The sequence below is a fragment of the Micromonospora sp. DT178 genome (assembly GCF_049841695.1).
Lineage (GTDB): Bacteria > Actinomycetota > Actinomycetes > Mycobacteriales > Micromonosporaceae > Micromonospora.
In genome coordinates this window covers 41895-61989 of the sequence record NZ_JBNCKV010000017.1, presented here as the reverse complement: position 1 = coordinate 61989, position 20095 = coordinate 41895, and the positions used below count along the sequence as shown (strand labels likewise).

The following is a 20095-nucleotide window of genomic DNA, read 5'->3' as shown; positions in this document are numbered from 1 at the left end:
ACGCCGGTGGCCGCCGCGCCGGTTCGCGACGTCCCGTCAGTTGCTTCGGTCCGGCCGGCGATCCTGGACCGGACCGTCCTCCCGATGCCGCCCGCTCGACAGCGACGAGTAGTAGGCCGGGACAGGGGGACGTCGCTGGTAGTCGTCCGCCAGGATCGCGACGAGAGGCGGAATGGCAGGCCGCATGACCTCGACGGCCAGATTCGACAGGCCCTTGATCGGCTGGATGGCGACCTCCCTCCAGCGGCCCCGTTGCCGGGCGACGAGTTGACCGACGATGTCCTTGAACGCCTCGGCGTCATCGCCCTGCCACACGGCAAGTCCGACGCGCATCGCGGCGAAGACCTCGGCGATCTCGCGGGCGTCCGTGAGGTGTCGTTCGTAGATGGTGAAGAGCCGCGGGAACTCGAGGAACAGCTTCGGGTGTTGCGCCACCACCGGGGCGATGCGCACCGCCGCCTCGGTGCTGTTCATCCAGAGTGCGGTCTGGGCCAACCTCCGTACGTCCTCGTAGTCGAGGCGACCGGCGTGGCGGACCAGGTACTCCACGAAGAGGTTCCCCGTCGCCGGCGAGGCTGACGAGGCTGCCGCCTCCATGATGGCCTCGTGGTCGCCGGACCGCTCATCCCTGTGCACCAGGGACGACAGGATCTTCATGCACACGTCGCCGAACTCGTCACCCCAGTGGGCGAGGCGACGCCCGTGCAGGGCCGTGGCGCCGAGCAGGAGCTGCAACTCCCTCTGTGAGTCTCCGGCAAGTCGCGCCTCGTACGGGTGGATGAGCAACCTGTCTATCGGAGCCCGCCGTTTGCGGATGGACGGCGCCTCGTCGGCGACGGACAGATCGATGCTGGAAAGCAGCATCGACCACCCGTTGTCGTCGAGTCCGGCGTGCAGGAAGCGCACGGTGGACCGCCACCAGGTCAGCTGGCCGTCCCCCTCGGGCGCGAGTTCGACGAGCGGGACAGGCCCGTCGCAGAGCTCGGTCAACAGCGTGAGCAGGTTGCCGAGGTACGCGGCGACCCGGCCGAGCAGGAAACGGCTCGACGGGTTGTAGCCCTCGAAGCGACCCACTCCCTCCCGTTCCTGGCTGACCCGGATGAGGGCTTTCAGCTCCGCGACGATCGCCCGTCGTTGAGCCGTCGGTGCGGCCTCGAAGAGTTCCCGCAGGAACGGCATGATGGCGCCGCCGACCGACAGTTGCTGGTGAGACAGCAGCGCGAAGAACTGGTCGTCGGTCCACTCCTGGCCCACCGGCAGCCGACGACGCGCGTCGGCGAGACCTTTCAGCTGCTCCAGCACGTGATAGGCGATCAGGTATTCGCCGAACGTGGCGTGCAGGAACTCGTAACTGCTCCCGGAGACCACACCGCTGACGTCGGCCGCGTGGATGAAGAAGAACCGGGCGATGGTACGGATGGCGGGATCCAGCGGTTGGGCCAGCCGCTTCCGGTGACTCCCCTGCGCCGCGCCCGCACGCAACATCGGAGCCAGGTCACTGTTGAGGTCCTGGCCGGTGACGGATTGCTGGCCGCGATTGAACATCGCGAAGGCCGCGATCGCGAGCTGCCAGAGTTCGTGGTCCGCGCGCGCCGCGATCTCCTCGTCCTCGGAAAGGAGGTTCGTGGCCGTCCCGGGCGTCTTCGCGACCTCGCGCGCGATGTAGCCGTTGAGCAACCACTGATACACCTGGGCCTGCGTGACCTGACCGTCGCCGCCGGTCGGCGGATCCTCCGTGGCGCCGAATACGGCCAGCATGAGGAGCAGGAGCGGCTGCCGTGCGAGCTCGCCCATCGCCCAGACGCTGTCCACCGCGAGCGGCTTCACGGTTCCGTTCGCGATCGGCTCCTGGTTGACCTTGTTCCACATGTCGACCCAGTGATCGACCTGGTTCCGGTCGAAATCTTCGAGCTTGACGACCAGGGAACCCGCCGGGATGTTCGCGATGTCGGCCACGACGGTACGCGACGTCACCACCACCGAAACCGGCGAACCGAAGCCGGCCTCCTTCTCCTGGAATTCCCGGACCTCGTGCAGGAATCCCGATTCGGTCGTCCGGGTGGCCTGCATCAGCTCGTCCAGGCCGTCGAGGATCACCACCCTCGTGGCCTCCCGACTGGCCTCGGACAGGTCCCGCCATCGCACGCCGAGGTGCGTGTCGTCATCGAGGAAGTCCTGGATCTGTTCGTAGATCTTGGCTGCGGGGTTCCGCACCTGGCGCAACGGCACGCGAACCGTGGTGAAGTGCTCGGGCGGCAACCGAGCCGCCATGATCTTGGTCAGGAGGGACTTCCCCGCGCCCGGGTGGCCCAGGATGACCAGCGGAAGCTCGGCGCTGCGCGCGGAGGTGAAGTACGCAGCCAGGAAGTGGTCCAGGCGGTGCCCGCGCCGCTGCTGCCCCCACCACTCCTCGTCCCAGGCGCGGGAACTGCCGCTCATCACCGCCCACTGGAAGCGTGGGTTGACGTAGCCGGTCTCGGTGTCCGGCATGCTGAGGCCGGACTCCAGGTCGGTCTTCGTTACCTGCGCGAGCGGCTCGGACAGGAGCTGACGATTGCGCTGCGCCATGATCGTCCGGCTACGTTCGGTCGGAAGGTCCCGCATCCGGGTGAGGCCGGCGAGGAGTTGCTCCATCAGCGAGAGGGAACGCCGCTGGAACTCCTCGGACCGCCGACGAGCCGACTTCCGGGCCGCCGTCGCGTGTTCGAACTGGTCCAGTAGTGCCCACATGCCGAACTCCGGCACCTCGGCCGCCAGCCGCCGGTAGTCGTTCCGGTAGCGCATGATGGCCCTGTCCACGACGACCGACGCCAGCGTTCTGCCGTCGTCGGAGTCCTTGATCCCGGCCTCGATCCGCTCCCAGGCGGCAAGCCCCCGGAAGAAGCGCAGGCAGCGCCCCGTCAGGTTGTCGTAGAAGGGAGCCACCGAAGCCGCGAGGTTCGCCTCGAATCCGCAGGCGGCCCACGGCATCGGCACCGGCACGTTCAGCAGGTAGGAAACCACGCTCTCGTGGTCGCCGTCGACGCTGCCGGAAACCAGTTGCTGCTTCTCGGCCTCGGTCAGGCCGAGCCGTGCGTACTTCTTACCCACCACCTCGTTGAGGGCGGCGAAGAACGCGCCGGTGACCACGGCGGTGTGTGCCGCCGCGATGAGTTCGTGTCGCTCGCGGCCCCTCGCACCCAGGCATTTTTCGCGTACGCGGTCGACGGCCGAGGTGATCTGGCTGACCAGTTCGTTCTTCTGGTCGATCCAACCCCACCCGGCCCTGATCGCCGGCACAGCGAAACCGACAGCCCCGCTGCCCAGGGCCGCCAACCCGAGCAGGGCACTCAACTTGCTGCTCCACTCGGAGTCAGGCTCACCGAGGATGCTACGCGCGGTGTCGAAGGACATTGACGAACTGCTCATCGAGATCCCTTCCGCCGCGTACGCGCCGAGGTTGGTGGGCCCTGCCGGGGGTGAAGCAGAGCCCACCGTAGTCGGCCGTCTCGTGGCAGAAGAAGGATCGGAAAGTCGGCTATCCGCCAGTTCCGTTACGTCTCCTGGAGCGTGATCGCCAACCTGTCCGGGCTACTACCGGGCGATGAGCAGCAGCAGTGCCCGCCCACCCAGCACGTACGTGGTGGAGGCGCCACCAATCAGGGCCTCGCTGCCGGGGCTGGCCACCTGGTCGGGTCCTTCGGCCCAGGTGGAGGTGTCGGTGACCCGGTACCACTGCTTGCCCGGGGGCGGGGCGGGCAGGGTGAATGTCACGTTGCCGGACCAGCCGTTGTAGGCGGCGTAGAGACCTGAGTCGCCGAACTCGCTGCCGTCGATGCGCCAGGCCAGCGCGTGGTTGTTCGCGTTGCCCCAGTACGCGCCGTCCGGTGACGTGCCTGCCGGGGTGAACCACTCGAGCTGGCCCAGTCCGTTGCCGTTGGTGTCGGCGGCGGTGTAGAAGTTCGCCGGTCGCAGGGCGGGATGTGCCTTGCGGAAGGCGAGCAGCCGGCTGGTGAAGGCGGCAAAGGTCGTCTGGTCGGCGTCCGGGGTCCAGTCCAGCCAGTTCGCGCTGGAGTCCAGGTTGTAGGGGTTGTTGTTGCAGTTGATGGTGCGCAGGTACTCGTCGCCGCCGGTCATCATCGGGGTGCCCGCCGACAGCATGAGGAACGCGTGGCCGTTGCGGGCCGCCCTGCGTTGGTCGGCGGCCACGCCGCCCTGGTCCCAGGAGATGTTGTCGTCGGAGCCGCCGTCGGACGGACCGTACGGCCATGGTTGGTTGTTGTTCTTGCTGTTGCAGGCGTAGAGGTCCCGCAGGGTGAACCCGTCGTGGGCGACCACGAAGTTGACCGAGTTCCACGGGCGCCTGCCGTCGTCGCCGTAGAGGTCGGACGACCCGGCGAACCGGTCGGCGAGGTTGGCCGGGGTGACCGCGTCGACGCCCAGCTTGTTCTGGTCGCGGCGCAGGGTGTCACGGTAGATGCCGTTCCATTCCGACCAGCCGGTCGGGAAGTTGCCGACCTGGTAGCTGTTGCCGCCGATGGCCCACGGTTCGGCGATCCAGTCGACGCCGGCCCCACCGCCGGCCGGGCGCGCGGGCATCTCGGCGACCAGGCGGTTCAGGGCGGTGCCGGAATTGGTCCGGCTGTAGTTGAAGCAGCCGTGCTGGCAGGTGTTGCCCAGCACGGACGCCAGGTCGAACCGGAAGCCGTCGACGCCGAGCGTGTCCTTCCAGTAGGCGACGGAGTCGACGATGAGGTCCTGCGCGGCGGGGTTGAAGGTGTTGTAGTTGCCGCCGACGCCGGTGTTGTCCCAGGGGCTCTGCCGGTCGCCGGTCAGCGAGTAGTAGGTGGAGTTGTCCAGGCCGCGCCAGGAGAACACGTTGTAGGTGTTCTTGTCGCCCTGTGGCCCGTCCTCGCCGGTGTGGTTGTAGACCACGTCCACGAGCACCTTGATCCCGGCGTCGTGGAACGCCTTCACCATCGCCTTGAACTCGGCGGTGGGACCGCCGGGGGACTTGTCGTAGGCGTAGCGCCGGTCAGGGGCGAAGTAGTTGAGGGTCATGTAACCCCAGTAGTTGTCGCCGGCGGTGCTGGTGGGGTCGACGTCGTGGGTGTCGTTCTGCGTCTCCTGAAGGGGCAGGAACTCCACCGCCGTCACGCCCAGCGACGCGAGGTAGGGGGCCTTGAGTCCGGCGCCCCGGTAGGTGCCGCGGTACGCCGACGCGATCGTGGGGTCGTTCCTGGTCAGTCCGCGCACGTGCACCTCGTACACGATGTCGTCCTTGAAGGCCCGGGTGGGCTTGGTGCCGACTCCGCCGGCCGTCGGCTTGAGGACGATGCCCTTGGGGGCGAACGTGCCGGTGTCGACCGCGCGGTTGGCGCCGCTGCGATAGCCGGCCACGTCGGGACGGCTCGGGGTCTGCGGGTCGTGGCTGATCTCCCGCGCGTACGGGTCGATCAGCAGCTTGTTGGGGTTGAACCGGTTGCCGGCGGCGTCGACGTCGGAGACAAATCCCGCCGTCGAGCCCTTCGTCCAGCCGGCGTGCCACGGCCAGTTCGGCCCCCAGGCGCGGTAGCCGTAGTAGACCGTGCCGGTGATGCCGAGGCGGTTCAGCTCGGCGACGCTGACCGTCTTGGCGAAGATGCCGCCGTTGCCGGTCAACACGTAGCTGACCTTCTCCTGCGCGCCGGTGGCGGCGCTGTAGAGGTAGAGCGCCATCCGGGTGGCCGTCGCCGAGCGGACGCGGAAGGTGATGTCGCTGGCGGCCCCGTTGTAGCGCGCGCCCAGCGCCTGCCCGTCGATCGTGGCCTGGGCCGCCGGTGCGGTGACCAGGCCCGAGGACAGTACGCCGGTCAGGCCGACCAGCATCGCGACGAGCAGGGCGAGACGTCGTGGTGCGGGTCGGGTGGCCGTCCTCGGCTCCCTGGCGACGGTGGGCGGCTTGGAGCGCGATGGGGGGTTCATGCGAAAGACCTCCTCGCGGGGGCGGGGGTGTGGGGCGAGGAGGTCGGCAGCGGGCCCGTCCACCGACCATCGATCAATGCAAGTCCTTGCAATGTTTCCAGGACGCTACCATCCAGGAACATCAAAGTGAACGGGCTCGATGCCCGAGGTGCGGGCGGAGCGGGCGGACAAGCGAGGTGCCGTGCCGCCTGGAAGGCGTTGCAGGGCCAGCAAGAAGTCGACCTACCGGGGAACCCCACTCCGCGTCGGCGGTAGGCGCGAGCGGACGCGGCTCGACGACATCACCGCCTGGACGTCCGCCGCACCGGCGCACCGGCCTACACGGACGCTGCCTCGCCCCGCGCGACCCAGCCGGCGACGAGCACCAGTCCCGAGCGGCGGTGCCTGGCCACGAACCCGAACGGACGGTCCAGCAGCAGCCGCACCTCCAGCGGGCGCTCCGACGGTGGGGCGCCGGAGTAGTGGATCCCCATCGCGGTCACCACCGCCGCCTCGAACCCGTCCGCGGTGAACGACGCGGTCAGGTCCTGCGCCGCCGCGCCGACGTACAACGGCACGTCGCTCATGCCGGGCAGTCGCTGCCTTCCGAAGCTTGACACCGTACGCAGCCCGAACACGTCGGCGTGCGCGCGCAGGTCGTGCGACGACGTCACGGTGAACCGGGGCAAGCTCCGAGGGTCACGGTCACGCCCGGCGCGGTGTCGCCCTCCGCGAGCTGCGACCCGCGCCGCGCCGGCACCGCCGACCGGGCGTCGAGCCCGGCGGCGAGCACCGCGGCGGCCGGGGCGTCGGGCAGGCCGACGGCCAGGTCCACGTCGATGCCGTCGGTGCCCTCGACGGTCAGCACGGTGACCTGCCCGGCCGGGGTGTCGTACACGGCGAGCAGGTCGCGGTCGGCGGTGCTCCGATGCAGGCCCGCCAGGACCTGCCCGGCCCAGGGCCCGTCCTCGGCGACCAGCACGCCGTCGTCGAACGGCTGGACCCACCGGGTCCGGGCGACCAACGCCGAAGCCAGCACCAGCTTCGTGTCGCGTTTGACCGTGACCGGCATCCGGTCGAGCAGGCCATCGGTCTGCTCGCGCACCCAGGCATCCAGCACATCCCGGTCGCCGAGCACCCCGATGGCGCCGGCCGGCAGGCTGTCCCGCCACCGGGCTTTCAGTTCCAGCTGCGGGCGGACCCACGCGCCGATCGCGGCCCGCGGACCCGTCCGTGGACAGGACGCCCGACCCGATGCTTCAGTCCCACTCGCTGACCGTGATGCCACGCGCCCGCAGCTGCGCGATCTGGTGCTCAGGCAGCAGGGCGAGCGGGGTGACCTTCAGCTCGCGCAGGTTGCGCAGCACCTCCACGCCCGCCAGCGACCGGATGCGGAACTCGTCGGACTCGCCGTCCCACTGCTGCCACACCATGTGCGCCGTGGCGTGCCCACCCCCGAGCCAGCTGAGGGACTCGACGGTGTCGAGCTCCGCCTGGGGTATCGCGACCGTCATCAGCCGGGCCAGGTTGCCCTCGTCGAACGCGAACTCGTCGAAGAAGTACGTCGGGGGCAGCTCAACCGAGTTCCGCAACCTGTCGAGCACCGCCAGCTTCAGGATCGGATCACCGAACGGCGCCGCCGCCTCGATCGGGTCGGGCAGGAAGTTGTCCACCTGGACACCGCGCCCAGCCAGCGCCGCGAGCATTTCGTGGCCCGCCGGGTGCAGCACGCCCGCACAGCCGATGCGCACCCGCTTGAGTCGATCGCACGCCAGCAGCGGGGCCAGGTCCGCGTCCGGCGGCACACCGAGCCACAGCAGCTCCAGCTCGGGCAGCGCGGTGAGCGGTCCGAGATCACCGACCTCGGACTCGCGCAGGTACAGGTTGCGCAGCCCCGGGAAACCCTCGATGCCCGCCAGCGACCGGATCGTGCCGTCGGCACCGTGCGGCAGCGCGTCCCACAGATCCGCCTCATCGGTCCAACAGGCCCCGTCGGCGTCGGCCGAGACCTCCAGCGTGAGCACCTCGGCATAGCGGGCCTTGAGCTCCTCGACCGGACGTTCGCGAATCTCGGCGACCGCGTCGTTGAGGTAGTCGGCCTCAAGCAGGGCCAAGCGCAGGCAGGGATCCACGCGGGCAACCTACCTGACGACACTCGACACGGGGTGGTGCCCGATGCCACGCACCGCCTGACGCTTCGAGGATTGGCGTCAACCGGTCCTCGATGCACCACGTCAGCGGCACGGTGCGCTACCGCGATAACGGTGGGGCGGGCGGGACTCGAACCCGCGACCGAGGGATTATGAGTCCCCTGCTCTAACCGGCTGAGCTACCGCCCCAATACCGCGCCGGATCTTATCCCGCCCGGTGGATCACCGGCCAGCACGAAACGGCGCCGTCGCTCATCGGCGTCGCCGGCGCAGCAGCACGATGGGCAACGCGAGGATAACAGTGAGCAGCCATCCCACCGCGATGACGGCCCACAGCCAGCCCTCGTCGCTCTCGGCGGTCTCGGTGATGAACATGCCGAGGGTCAGCAGGAAGGTTCCCCCGCCGATCACCAGCGCGGCGAGGCCGCTGACGACCATCAGCGGGATCTCCCACCAGGAGCGCTTCACCGGCTCCCGCCGTGCGGAGCCGGAGCCGGCTGCCGCGGCCTGTGGCTGCGGGATGCGTGCCGGGTCGCGGGCCGGCATGACCACCTGCCGGTCGGCCGGCACCTGGGAGTCGATCACCCGGATCGCGCCGGGGTGCAGGTCGAGCATGGTCGGTTCGATCCGCATCGAGATGGCGTCCTCGCCGATGAGCTGCCGGGCGCCGTCGGGCCAGACGAGCATGAGGGCGCATTCGGCGTACCTCACCGTGAGCGGGCCGCCGTGGCCGAGCCAGCTCACGCCGTCCACGCCGACGTGCAGCTCGCCGTCGCCTTCCTTCTCCTGGTAGGGGGTGCCGGCGACCGTGTCGGCCGAGCGGGTGGGCGCCGCGGCGAAGCCGGCCCAGTCGGCCCGGTGCCCCTCGGGCACCATCAGCAGCGCCCCGTCCAGCGCCTCGCGGGCCACCTCGTGCACGTCGTCGGTGCTGACGGCCTTCAGCTCGGCCCGGTGCTCGTCGACCGTGAGGTTGCGCTCCCCGGTGAGCACGTTGAAGGCGTACGACGGCAGTCGCGCCGCGTCCACCTCGGCGGTGCCGAGGAAGTCCTCCCGCTTCGCCACGACGGCGTCGAGGTCGGCCTGTTCGATCCGGCCGACCCGGAGCTTGGCGAGCGTGTCGACGAAGCCGCCGAGCACGGCGTCCTGCTTCTCCGGCAGCGCGTCGGCCAGCGCCCGCAGCGTCGCGTGGCCGTCGCCGCGCGGCTCGTAGCCCGCCGTCGTCTGGTAGGAGAGCCCGCCGTCCTGGCGCAGCGCCCGGTACAGCTCGCGCTCCAGCACCCCGGCGAAGACGCTCGCGGCGGTCCGGCGCCGCACGACGGCGTCCAGCACCACCGCCCGCGACCCGCCGACGAAGTACGCGGGGGTCTGCGGCAGCGCCGACGACGCCACCGGCACCGGCTGCCGTACGCCCGGGGGCAGCGTCAGGCGCAGCCCGGCGGGAACGGCCTTCCCGGCGATCCAGAGCACGGCGTTCTCCCGGGTGAACCAGCGGGCCGCCCACTGCCGCAGGTCGTCGGCGGTGAGCGCGGAGAGCCCCCACTCCGGGTAGCTGGTGATGCCGAAGTCGCGGGCGCCGTGCCGCCACAGCGGGATGTCGTCGACGGCGGCCGTGCCCCGGCTGCTGTGCTCGGTGCGCAGGATCTCCTTCTCCACGTCCAGCCGGCCGGTCGGCAGCTCGGTCAGGTTGGCGCAGACCGAGGTGAGGAAGGTGGCGATGTCCTGCGCGGAGCCCTGCATGTGGAACGTGGTGAACACCGGCGCGGTGGCGCCGTTGACGTGGTAGTCGGCCAGCCCGAGGGGGGCCAGGGCGAGGTGTTCCAGCAGGTGGGTGATGCCGCTGCGGGCGAGCGTCTCGTCGGCGGTGCCGACCCGGAAGGTCAGCCCGGCGCGCATCGGCCCGCCGGTGGGGGCGAGCAGCGTGGGCACCCCGTCCACGTCCAGTTCCTGGATCATGACTGCCCACCCTTCGCGTACGCCTTGTCGCGGAACCGCTGGAACTGCCTGGTCGCGTCGCCGTCGACGTAGCCGAACATCGCCTCGTCGCCGAGCGGCCCCATGGCCGCGAACTGCTGGGCCGCCGCCGGGTATTCGTCCATCAGGCAGAAGGCCATCGCGAAGACGCTGCGCACCCAGACCCAGCCCCAGCCGTTGCGGAACTCGGGGTGCCAGACCGACCGCTGTGCCGCCTGGTGGATCTCGCGCTGCACGTGCCCGCCGCGCAGGTGGGCGCTCGCCTCGCGCAGGTTGTCGTGGTCGAGCGCCTCCTCCAGGTGGGCCTCGACCACCAGCACCGCGTTCGGGGCGCCGGGCGGGGCGGCGTCGGCGCACTCCCGGGCGAAGCCGTGTGCCCGCTCCCAGGTGCCGCTCCACTTCGGGCAGAACTGTTGCAGCAGCGAGGCCTGGGCCGGCAGGTGGTGCGGGTGGTGCTTGGCGAGCTGGTCGTAGCGGCGGCGGGCCTCCGCCTGGCCGAGCTCCAGTCCGCGCGCGTTGGTGATCCGCTGCGTCCACGCCGCCGCGTCGTCCGGGTGCCGGGCGGTGACGTCGATGAGCACCTGCTCGGCGCGCCGCAGGTGGGCGTGGAACTCGGCGAACTGCTGCCGGCTGACGTGCTGGGCGCGGTAGGACGAACGGATCCGCCACCCGGCCCGGATCAGGTGGGCCCCGAGCAGGGCGCCGGCGAGCGCGTCGTCGGGCCGCTGGGCCAGCACGCCCCGGAGGAACTCCTCGATGTCCGCGGTCTCACCGGCCTCGCCGACGAGGAAGGTCCGGCCGTGCGGATCCTGCCCGTCGACGAGCGCGCGCAGGGCCGGCCAGTCGCGCGCCGCGAGGGCCGCGCGCACCTGACCGACCTGGGGGTACGCCGCCGCGACGTCGAGGTTGGGCGGCGGAAGGGGTGCGGGCATGGCGAGGAGCATAAGTGATCATCAACGGGGCGTGACCCTCCGTTCAGCCGGTACGCAGCTCCGACAGGACGGCCCCGGCGGCCCGCCAGCCGCTGGCGAGGGCGCCCTGGATGGAGGGGCTGTCGCGGTGGTCCCCGGCCACGAACAGGCCCTCCCCCAGCGCCACCGGCTTGCGCAACCGCCCCTGCGGCGGGGGCGCGGCCGGTAGCGCGTCGGGAATGGACACCGTGGTCAGGTGCGTCCAGTCCGCCGTGGACCGGCCGTAGAGCCGGGTGAGTTCGGCCCGCACCGTCGGCTCGGGCGGGGCCGACGGGCCGACCACGGAGGTGGCGACCAGGTGCCGACCGTCCGGCGCGTACGTGGGCGCGGCCCTGCTGACCACCACCGTGTTGGCGACGATCTCCCGCCGGTCCCCGTCGACGAGCAGGATCGGCTCGTCGAGCGGCGGCTCCTGCGTGCTGTGGTAGTAGGTCGTGTAGCTGTGGGTACGTACCGCCGGCAGGCCCGGCAGCAGCGTGGCCGCCGCTGGCGGGTCCACGGCGACCACGACGGCGCGGCAGCGCAGGTCGCCGGCCTGGGTGCGGACCCGGCCGGGCGCGACCTCGGCGACCGGGGTGTCCAGGTCGATCAGCTCCGCCGGGAGCGGGTCGGCGACGGCGCGGGGCAGCGCGGCCATCCCCTCGGCGGGCAGGCCGATCCGGCCCCGGGCGAAGGAGCGCAGCACCATCGCCAGCACGTGGCTGGAGGTCTCCAGCTCCCGGTCGATGAGGACGCCGGAGAGGAACGGCCGCAGCAGTTCCTCGATGATCGCGTCGGAGAGCCCGGCGCGGCGCAGCGCGGCCTCGGTGCTGGTCTCCGGGGCGGCGAGCAGCCGTTCCTTCGGCAGGGTGGCGCAGCCCGTGGCGAGCGCGGCGAACCGCAGCCGGTCGAGCAGGGAGCCCACGCCGGCCAGCGCGGTGCCGGGCGCGCCGGTGGGTTCGCGCAGCGGGTTCACCAGGCGGGCCAGCCGGTCGCCCCTGCGCACCAGCACGCCGGACGTGAAGTGCCCGAGGCGCAGCCGGTCGACGTCGAGCAGGGCGCCGAGCCGCGGGTACGCGGTGTTGAGCACCTGGAAGCCCCGGTCCAGCAGGTAGCCGTCGACCGCGTCGGTGGCGACCCGGCCGCCGAGCCGGCCGCCGGCCTCCAGCAGCCGCCACGGCACGCCCGCCCGGTGCAGCCGCCGGGCCGCGGCGAGCCCGGCCAGGCCGCCGCCGACCACGACGACGTCGGTCTCCGCGAGCATCTCGCACCTCCCGCTCTCCGTCCGTCCGGGACAGCCGGCCCGGCCACCCACCCCATGAATCGACGCACCAATCGATGCAGCGGGAGTCCAGGTGGACATCGACCATCCTGCCGGGCGAGCAGCCCGAGGGTGGGCGAAACAGGCCGTCCCGCCCCGCCGGGCACGACCACGCCACGACGGACACGGGCGGCGGGCGGCGAGCACGACGACGCCTCGGTGGCACGGCGGTGGCACGGCGGCGGCACGACGGCGCGGAAGCAGCAGCGGCGCGTGACGGCGGCGGCGGTGCCGACGACGACCGCGGTGGTGGTGGCGGCGGTGGCGGTGGCACCGGCGGCGGGAACGGCGAACGCCCGCCGGCGTGGCCGACGGGCGTTCGGTGTGTGAAGCTCCCCCGTTTGGACTCGAACCAAAAACCTGCCGGTTAACAGCCGGCTGCTCTGCCAATTGAGCTACGGGGGACCGTTGCGTCGTTCGGCGCCGATCTCGCTGCGCCGTGCGACGGGGACAAGAGTACAGGATTCCGGGGGGTGTTGGTCCAGGGGGTTACCCCATGGATCGGCACCCGGACGACACGACAATAAACCCTGACAAATCGTCATCCCGGCACAAGGAGGTATGAGCGGAGAGCAAGATGGGTAGTTAGCTGCAGACAGAGAAGGCAGGCGCGATTTGGTCGCCTCCGGCGGGGTAACCGTCGGTCGACGGCGCGTCAGGTACGGAAGGAGCCGCCATGCGCGGAAAGATGATGTTCCTTGGCGGGCTGGCTGCGGGATTCGTCCTGGGCGCCCGTGCCGGTCGGGAAAAGTACGAGGAGCTGGTGATCCGGGGCCGCAAGGTGCTCGACCACCCGACCGTCCAGGAGGCGGCCGGTGTCGCGCAGGCCCAGGCGACCCGCCTCTACAGCGAGGGCAAGGACAAGCTCGGCCAGTCGAAGCTGGGCGAGAAGCTGAGCACCAACGGGCACAAGCAGGAGCTGACCGCCGCCGACGACGCGTTCGCCGGCACGCCGGCCGCGGCCGGCGCGAAGAGCTCCACCGGGTCGTCGAGCACGACCTCGGCCCCCGGGTCGACGTCGACCACCGCCACGCCCCGTAGCAAGCCGTCCAGCTCGGGCACCAACGGCAGCACCCTCTGATCGCACCTTCGAACGGGCCGGTCACCTTCGGGCGACCGGCCCGTTCGTGTGCGGGCGCTCGAGGGTGACCGGCCCGCTCGGATGCGCCCCGGGCCGGTCAGTCCTTGCTGGTGAACGCGGCGTCGAAGGCCGCCGCCGGGGCGTCGAACGCGAGCCGGCGGACGAACTGCAACGCCTCCGGGGCGCCGACGAGGCGGTCCATCCCGGCGTCCTCCCACTCGATCGAGATCGGGCCGGCGTAGCCGATCGCGTTCAGCGCCCGGAAGCAGTCCTCCCAGGGCACGTCGCCGTGGCCGGTGGAGACGAAGTCCCAGCCGCGCCGCATGTCCGCCCACGGCAGGTGCGAGGCGAGCCGGCCCCGCCGCCCGTCCCCGGTGCGCACCTTCGCGTCCTTGCAGTCGACGTGGTAGATCCGGTCGGCGAAGTCGAAGATGAAGTTCACCGGGTCCAGCTCCTGCCAGACGAAGTGCGACGGGTCCCAGTTCAGCCCGAACGCGGGCCGGTGCCCGACGGCCTCCAGCGTCCGCTTCGTCGTCCAGTAGTCGTACGCGATCTCGCTCGGGTGCACCTCGTGGGCGAAACGCACACCCGCCTCGTCGAAGACGTCCAGGATCGGGTTCCACCGGTCGGCGAAGTCCTGGTAGCCGCGCTCGATCATCGACGGCGGCACCGGCGGGAACATCGCCAGCGTGTGCCAGATCGACGAGCCGGTGAAGCCGACGACGGTGTCCACTCCCAGCTTCGCCGCCGCCCGGGCGGTGTCCTTGATCTCCTCGGCGGCGCGGCGGCGTACCCCCTCGGGTTCGCCGTCGCCCCAGATCCGGGCCGGCAGGATGCCCTGGTGCCGCTCGTCGATCGGGTGGTCGCAGACGGCCTGGCCGACCAGGTGGTTGGAGATCGCGAAGACCTTCAGGTTGTGCTTCGCCAGCGTCTCGCGCTTCCGCTCGACGTACGACTCGTCCGCGAGTGCCTTGTCGACCTCGAAGTGGTCGCCCCAGCAGGCGATCTCCAGCCCGTCGTAGCCCCACTCGGAGGCGAGGCGGCAGACCTCGTCGAACGGAAGATCGGCCCACTGGCCGGTGAAGAGCGTGATGGGTCGCGCCATGGTGCTTCTCCCCTGTGCTGATGGGGGATTCCGTGGGTGCGTGACCGGGGCGAGGTGACCGGCCGGGCCGGTGCGGCGGCGGGCCACGGCGGGACACCGGTGGGTGCGCGTGCGCACCTGGACCCGGCCGGGTTGCGCCTCCCGCCGGTCACCGGCAACCGCCACGGTCGCCGCCACCACTCTAGAACCGCCGGGCCGACCACGAAAGCCCTCGCCCCTCCCCGCGGTCCTGCGCTGTCCGCACGGTCCGCGGCCTTGCTGCGGACATCGGGCACGGACCGCGGGATCGCGGGGAGGAACGGGAGGGTCAGCCGATCAGGGCAGGGTCCACTTCTGGTTGGCGCCGGTGTGGCACGTCCACAGGTGCACGGCCTGACCGTCGGCCGGGGTGTTGCCCGAGACGTCCAGGCACTTGCCGGTCTGCGGGTTCTTCAGGGTGCCGTCCGCCTGCGCCGACCAGTTCTGCGCGCCCGTGCCGTTGCACGTCCACAACTGGATCTTCGTTCCGTCCGCCGACGCGCCCCCGGAGATGTCCAGGCACTTGCCCAACGCTCTCACCGTCGAGTTCGGCGTCACCGTCCACGTCTGCGCCGCCGAGCCGTTGCAGGTCTGGATCTGGATCTGGGTGCCGTCGGCCGTGGCGCCGTTGCGTACGTCCAGGCACTTGCCGCCCAGGCCGCGGATCGGGCCGACGCCGCCGCTGCCACCGGATCTGACCAGGGTGAAGTCGTCCACGTCGAAGAGCCCCGTGCCCGACCCGGTGAAGGTGAGGTAGAGGTCCCGGGTGCCGGACGGCACCCCGGAGAGGGTGGTCGTGACGTCGGCGAAGGTGCTCCAGCCACCCGTGTTCGGCACGGCGACCGAGCCGAGCACGGTGCCGGTCGTGGAGCCGGTACGCACCTGGATGGTGCCGCCCGGCCCGCCCGAGACCACCCGCGCCCGCAGCGACGTCACGCCGGTCAGGTCGGCCCCGGCGTACGCGGCCCAGTCGCCCGGGTCGATGTGGCCGAGGGTCTGCCCGCCGTTGGCGCCGGCCTTGGCGAACGGGGCGACCCCGCCGGCCGAGCTGAACGCCTCCGCCTGGACGGTGGTGTTTCCGCCCGGCGGGTTGACGCCGAGTTCCTTGATCCGGATGTTGCGGAACGAGGCGTCGTCGCCGGTGCCGTGGTTCTGCAGCCCGATGTGGCCGGCGAGCGAGCGGACCGGGTCCGTGTTGGTGAAGTCGTTGATCTTCACCCCGTTCAGGAAGACCTGGAGGCGCTCGCCCTCGACGAGCAGCTCGTAGGTGTTCCACTCCCCCGGCGGGTTCAGCGCCGCGTCCCGGGCGGCGATGTCGGCGGACTTGAAGGTGTAGACCGCGCCGGTGGTGCGGTCGGCCGCGTCGGTGGCGTCGATCTGGACCTCGTAGCCGTTGTTCACCGCCGACCAGGGGTCGCTGGAGGCCGGGAACCCGATGAAGACGCCGGAGTTGTCGTCGCCGGCGAGCCGCCAGTCCAGCTTGAGCGAGTAGTTGGTGAACTGCTTCGCGCTGTACCAGTAGAGGCCCATCCCGCCGACCGAGGTCAGGGTGGCGTCGGCGTTGCTGAAGCTGCCCGGCCCGGCCTGGGACCAGCCGGTGGTCGCGCCGTTGTAGAGCGCGGTGTAGCCGGTCTCGGCCCGGCAGTCGGCCTTGGCCCGGCCGGCCGCGTACCGGATGCCGCCCAGCAGGTGGGCGCGGAACGCCGGCTCGGCGTACGACGCCTGGGTGTGCCCGCCGCCGGTGTAGAAGGACCGGCCGCCGCTGTAGGTCTTGCACCAGGAGTGCGGGTGGTCGGCGCCCATCGAGCCGCCGGTGTAGGACGACTCGTCGAGGGTGGCCAGCACCCGGGCGGTGGAGCGGGCGTTGGTCTGGTAGTTGTACCACTCGTCGGTGCGGGTCCAGGTCTGCGGCAGGTGCGCGGTCGCCGGGTGCGCCCGGTTCTCCGCCTTGACGTTCGCCTGCTGGATGTGCGGGTGCGAGGCGAAGTACGCCCCGACCAGGTTGCCGTAGAAGGACCAGCCGTACTCGGTGTCGGCGGCGGCGTGCACGCCCACGTACCCGCCGCCGGCACCGATGTACGACTCGAAGGCGCTCTGCTGCGCGCCGTCGAGCACGTCGCCGGTGGTGTTGAGGAAGACCACGGCCTCGTACCGGGACAGGTTGGCGGTGGTGAACTGGGCGGCGTCCTCGGTGGCGGTGACGGTGAAGTTGTTGGCCGCGCCGAGGTCGCGGATCGCCTGCGTGCCGACCGCGATGGAGTCGTGCCGGAAGCCGGCGGTCTTCGAGAAGACCAGCACGTCGTACGGGGCGTCGGCGGCGCTGGCCGGGGTGGCCGGGGTGGTGCAGGCGAGGACGGCGAGGACGGCGGTGGCCGCGCCGAGGAGGGGTCGGAGGAGTCTGCGCATGTCGCTCTCCAATGCCGGGGGTGTTCAGGGGCCTGCCGGAGCGGGGAGGGGCGCGACGCCCCTCCCCGCCTCAGCTCAGGGCAGGGTCCACTTCTGGTTGGCGCCGGTGTGGCACGTCCACAGGTGCACGGCCTGACCGTCGGCCGGGGTGTTGCCCGAGACGTCCAGGCACTTGCCGGTCTGCGGGTTCTTCAGGGTGCCGTCCGCCTGGGCCGACCAGTTCTGCGCGCCGGTGCCGTTGCAGCCGTACAGCTGGATCTTCGTCCCGTCGGCCGAGGCGCCGCCGGAGATGTCCAGGCACTTGCCCAGCGCCTTGACGGTCGAGTTCGGCGTCACCGTCCACGTCTGCGCGGCGGAGCCGTTGCAGCCGTAGATCTGGATCTGCGTGCCGTCGGCGGTGGCCGCGTTGCGTACGTCCAGGCACTTGCCGCCGAGCCCGACGACCGGGCCGGTGCGCACCGCCGAGCCGGTGGTGAAGGCGAACGTGTCCACGTCGTAGAGCGCGCCGGTGCCCGTGCCGGCAAACGTGAGGTAGAGCGTGCCGGTGCTGGCCGGTGCCCCGGAGATGCTGCCGCTGACCGTGGTGAACGTGTCCCAGGCGCCGGTGACCGGGACGGTCGCGGAGCCGAGCACGGTGCCCGTGGGCGAGCCGGCCCGCACCTGGAGGGTGCCGCCCGCGCCGGCCGACGAGACCCGGGCGCTGAACGAGGTCGCGTTGTCGATCCGGTACGGCTCGAACGCGATCCAGTCGCCGTTGTTGATGTCGCCGACGGTCTTGCCGCCTTCGGCGGTGCCCTTGTCGAAGATCCCGACGCCGGAGGAGGTCTTGAAGTGCTCCGCCTGGCGCTTGCGCGGCTGGAGGGTGTGCTGCTTGTGCGTGGTCAGCCCGCCCGCGTCGGTGTACTCGGCGTCGAAGATGGCGAAGATGTTCGCCGCGTCGTCGTGTTCACCGTCGACCGGGATGGTGATCGAGCCCGAGCAGCCGTTCTTCGAGGTGATCTGGTGGCCGTGGTTGTCGTGGCCCAGCACGTAGGTCATCTTGACCTTGGTGCAGTCGATGGCGGCGTCCTCCGGGTCGGTCACCGTGATGCTGAACGGCACGGTGTCGCCGTAGCTGAACAGCTTGCCGTTGGGCGGGCTGTTGATGGTGACCGTGGGCGCGGTGTTGCCGACGCCGATCTGCACGTTCGCCGTGCCGGTGGCGCCCTGTGGGTCGCGTACGGTCAGCGTGACCTGGTAGGTGCCGTTGGCGGTGTACGTCTTGCTGGGGTTGGCCGCCGTCGAGGTGGTGCCGTCGCCGAAGGCCCAGGAGTACGTGAGCGCCCCGCCGTCGGGGTCGCTGGACCCGGCCGAGGAGAAGTTCACGGCCAGCGGGGCCGCGCCGGAGGTCTTGTCGGCCGCGGCGACGGCGGTCGGCGCCCGGTTGCCGCCGGCGATGTAGTCGTAGCGGTAGAGCGCCGAGTTGGCGTCGCCGTTGAAGTACCCGGTGCCGTAGTCGAGGATGTAGAGCGCGCCCTCGGGCCCGAACGCCATGTCCATGATCTGCTTGCCGTTCCACGGGAACGTGTCGATGGTTCCCGGGCTGCCGTCGGCGTTGAGGTGGATGGGCTTGACCCAGCCCCGGCCGAGTTCGCCGGCGAAGAACTGCCCGTCGAAGGACTGCGGGAACTTGGTGGTGGAGTTCAGCGCGGCGTCGTACCGGTAGACGGGGCCGCCCATCGGCGACTCGGAGCCGCCGCCGAACTCGGGCGGGGTGCCGGCGTCACCGGCGTACCGGATCCAGGCCGGCTTCGCCCCGGGCAGGGTGGGCAGGCCGGTGTTGCGGAAGGAGTTGTTGGTCGGCCCGCCGGAGCAGTTGTACTTCGCCCCGCCGGTCCCGGCGGCGAAGTCCCACTCGGCGTACGTCTCGGTGGCGGTGTTGGTGCCGGTGCAGTACGGCCAGCCGTAGTTGCCGGGCCCGGTGACCCGGTTAAACTCCACCTGACCGCTCGGCCCCCGGGCGCTGGTGGTGCCGGCGTCCGGGCCGTAGTCGCCGACGTAGACGATGCCGGTGGCCCGGTCCACGCTCATCCGGAACGGGTTGCGGAAGCCCATCGCGTAGATCTCGGGGCGGGTCCGCGTGTCCGAGTCGACGAACATGTTGCCCGCCGGGATCGAGTACGTGCCGTTGGCGTTCACCTTGATCCGCAGGATCTTGCCGCGCAGGTCGTTGGTGTTGGCCGCGCTGCGCTGCGCGTCGTACGCGGGGTTGCGGTTGGTGCGCTCGTCGATGGGCGCGTACCCGGCCGAGTCGAACGGGTTGGTGTCGTCGCCGGTGGAGAGGTAGAGGTTGCCGGCGGCGTCGAAGTCGATGTCGCCGCCGACGTGGCAGCACATCCCCCGGTCGGCGGGCACGTCGAGGATGTCGACCTTGCTGGCGGTGTTGATCGTGAAGTCGGCGTTGAGGGTGAACCGGGAGAGGCGGTTGACGCCCTGCCAGGCCGAGAAGTCGCTGCCGGTCGCCGGCGCGTCGCCGGCCGGGGTGGCCAGCGGCGGCGCGTAGTAGAGGTAGATGTGCCGGTTGCTGGCGAAGTTCGGGTCGGCCCCGACGCCCTGCAACCCCTCCTCGTCGTGGGTGTAGACCGGCAGCGTGCCGATCACGGAGGTGGTGCCGGCGGAGTCCGTACGCCGGACGGTGCCGTTGCGGGCGGTGTGCAGGACCGATCGGTCCGGCAGCACCGCGATCGTCATGGGCTCGCCCACCTCGGCGACGCCCTTGGCGAGGGTGACCTGCTGGAAGTCGGTGCCGACGATGGGGTGGGCCTGGGCCGGGGTGGGGCCGCCAAGCGGGGCCGGGCCGGCGCCGAGGGCGACCGAGCCGGCGGTGGCGACCAGCAGCAGCGCCGAGCCGGCGGAGAACCGCCGTCGGAGCCGGTGGGTGGGGGCGTCCTGGGTGGACATGGGTGTGCCGTCCCTTCCTGACGAGTGACTGCCAGGGCGGGCGCGCGCCGTCGCGCCGGATGCCGTAGCGGGGGATGCGGTCGGTCCGCCGGGGTGCCGTGCCCGGCCGGCCGTAACCTGCGAGGGATGGAGTGGACCCCATCGATCGGAGGTCACCAGTCGATGGGTTCCCGCGCCGCCGGTTCACCTCGACGAAACAGATTCGTGATGGCCCGACATTAAATGGCAGAC

13 protein-coding genes and 2 tRNA genes are annotated in these 20095 nt (G+C 71.1%); 2 read left to right on the top strand and 13 right to left on the bottom strand.

The window, feature by feature from the left end; genetic code table 11:
- Positions 1 to 36: 36 nt before the first annotated feature.
- The 9 genes from ACLQ22_RS25635 to ACLQ22_RS25595 form a co-directional block, all read right to left on the bottom strand.
- Positions 37 to 3393 carry an NACHT domain-containing protein gene (locus ACLQ22_RS25635; protein ID WP_425694567.1) on the bottom strand — a complete coding sequence of 1119 codons (3357 nt, stop codon included), beginning with the start codon at positions 3391 to 3393 and terminating at the stop codon, positions 37 to 39.
- 180 nt (positions 3394 to 3573) lie between these two features.
- The gene (locus ACLQ22_RS25630) at positions 3574 to 5943 is read right to left on the bottom strand and encodes a glycogen debranching protein (protein WP_425694566.1); all 2370 of its coding nucleotides are present in this window, start codon (positions 5941 to 5943) and stop codon (positions 3574 to 3576) included.
- Between the two features lie 317 nt (positions 5944 to 6260).
- Positions 6261 to 6611 carry a serpin family protein gene (locus ACLQ22_RS25625; protein ID WP_425694565.1) on the bottom strand — a complete coding sequence of 117 codons (351 nt, stop codon included), beginning with the start codon at positions 6609 to 6611 and terminating at the stop codon, positions 6261 to 6263.
- The gene (locus ACLQ22_RS25620; RefSeq protein ID WP_425694564.1) at positions 6593 to 7027 is read right to left on the bottom strand and encodes a hypothetical protein; all 435 of its coding nucleotides are present in this window, start codon (positions 7025 to 7027) and stop codon (positions 6593 to 6595) included. Before ACLQ22_RS25620 ends, ACLQ22_RS25625 begins: the two co-directional genes overlap by 19 nt.
- 154 nt (positions 7028 to 7181) lie before the next feature.
- On the bottom strand, positions 7182 to 8054 hold the full coding sequence (locus ACLQ22_RS25615; RefSeq protein WP_425694563.1) for a DUF6892 domain-containing protein: 873 nt from the start codon (positions 8052 to 8054) through the stop codon (positions 7182 to 7184).
- Between the two features lie 133 nt (positions 8055 to 8187).
- Positions 8188 to 8261, bottom strand: a tRNA-Ile gene (locus tag ACLQ22_RS25610).
- Between the two features lie 63 nt (positions 8262 to 8324).
- A complete protein-coding gene (locus ACLQ22_RS25605) occupies positions 8325 to 10025 on the bottom strand; it encodes a M16 family metallopeptidase (protein WP_425694562.1) in 1701 nt (566 codons plus the stop codon).
- Positions 10022 to 10975 (bottom strand): hypothetical protein, encoded by a 954-nt coding sequence (locus ACLQ22_RS25600; protein WP_425694561.1) that lies wholly within the window; start codon positions 10973 to 10975, stop codon positions 10022 to 10024. Before ACLQ22_RS25600 ends, ACLQ22_RS25605 begins: the two co-directional genes overlap by 4 nt.
- Before the next feature lie 43 nt (positions 10976 to 11018).
- Entirely contained in the window at positions 11019 to 12257 is a 1239-nt protein-coding gene (locus ACLQ22_RS25595) for an NAD(P)/FAD-dependent oxidoreductase (RefSeq protein ID WP_425694560.1), read from the bottom strand.
- 129 nt (positions 12258 to 12386) lie between these two features.
- Here ACLQ22_RS25595 and ACLQ22_RS25590 point away from each other — a divergent pair, with 129 nt between their 5' ends.
- Positions 12387 to 12644, top strand: a complete 258-nt coding sequence (locus ACLQ22_RS25590) for a hypothetical protein (protein ID WP_425694559.1) — start codon at positions 12387 to 12389, stop codon at positions 12642 to 12644.
- Positions 12645 to 12646: 2 nt separating this feature from the next.
- Here the strand turns inward: ACLQ22_RS25590 and ACLQ22_RS25585 are convergent.
- Positions 12647 to 12719, bottom strand: a tRNA-Asn gene (locus ACLQ22_RS25585).
- 271 nt (positions 12720 to 12990) lie between these two features.
- Between ACLQ22_RS25585 and ACLQ22_RS25580 the strand changes: the two genes are divergently transcribed.
- A complete protein-coding gene (locus ACLQ22_RS25580; RefSeq protein WP_425694558.1) occupies positions 12991 to 13395 on the top strand; it encodes a hypothetical protein in 405 nt (134 codons plus the stop codon).
- A gap of 97 nt (positions 13396 to 13492) precedes the next feature.
- On the opposite strand, the gene ACLQ22_RS25575 is transcribed toward ACLQ22_RS25580, so the two are convergent.
- The 3 genes from ACLQ22_RS25575 to ACLQ22_RS25565 all read right to left on the bottom strand — a co-directional run bounded on the left by ACLQ22_RS25575 (position 13493) and on the right by ACLQ22_RS25565 (position 19864).
- The gene (locus ACLQ22_RS25575) at positions 13493 to 14500 is read right to left on the bottom strand and encodes a sugar phosphate isomerase/epimerase family protein (protein WP_121400287.1); all 1008 of its coding nucleotides are present in this window, start codon (positions 14498 to 14500) and stop codon (positions 13493 to 13495) included.
- 315 nt (positions 14501 to 14815) lie between these two features.
- Positions 14816 to 16924: a ThuA domain-containing protein gene (locus tag ACLQ22_RS25570; protein WP_425694557.1), complete on the bottom strand. Its 2109-nt coding sequence runs from the start codon at positions 16922 to 16924 to the stop codon at positions 14816 to 14818.
- A gap of 75 nt (positions 16925 to 16999) precedes the next feature.
- Positions 17000 to 19864 (bottom strand): PQQ-dependent sugar dehydrogenase, encoded by a 2865-nt coding sequence (locus tag ACLQ22_RS25565; RefSeq protein ID WP_425694556.1) that lies wholly within the window; start codon positions 19862 to 19864, stop codon positions 17000 to 17002.
- Between the last annotated feature and the right edge of the window lie 231 nt (positions 19865 to 20095).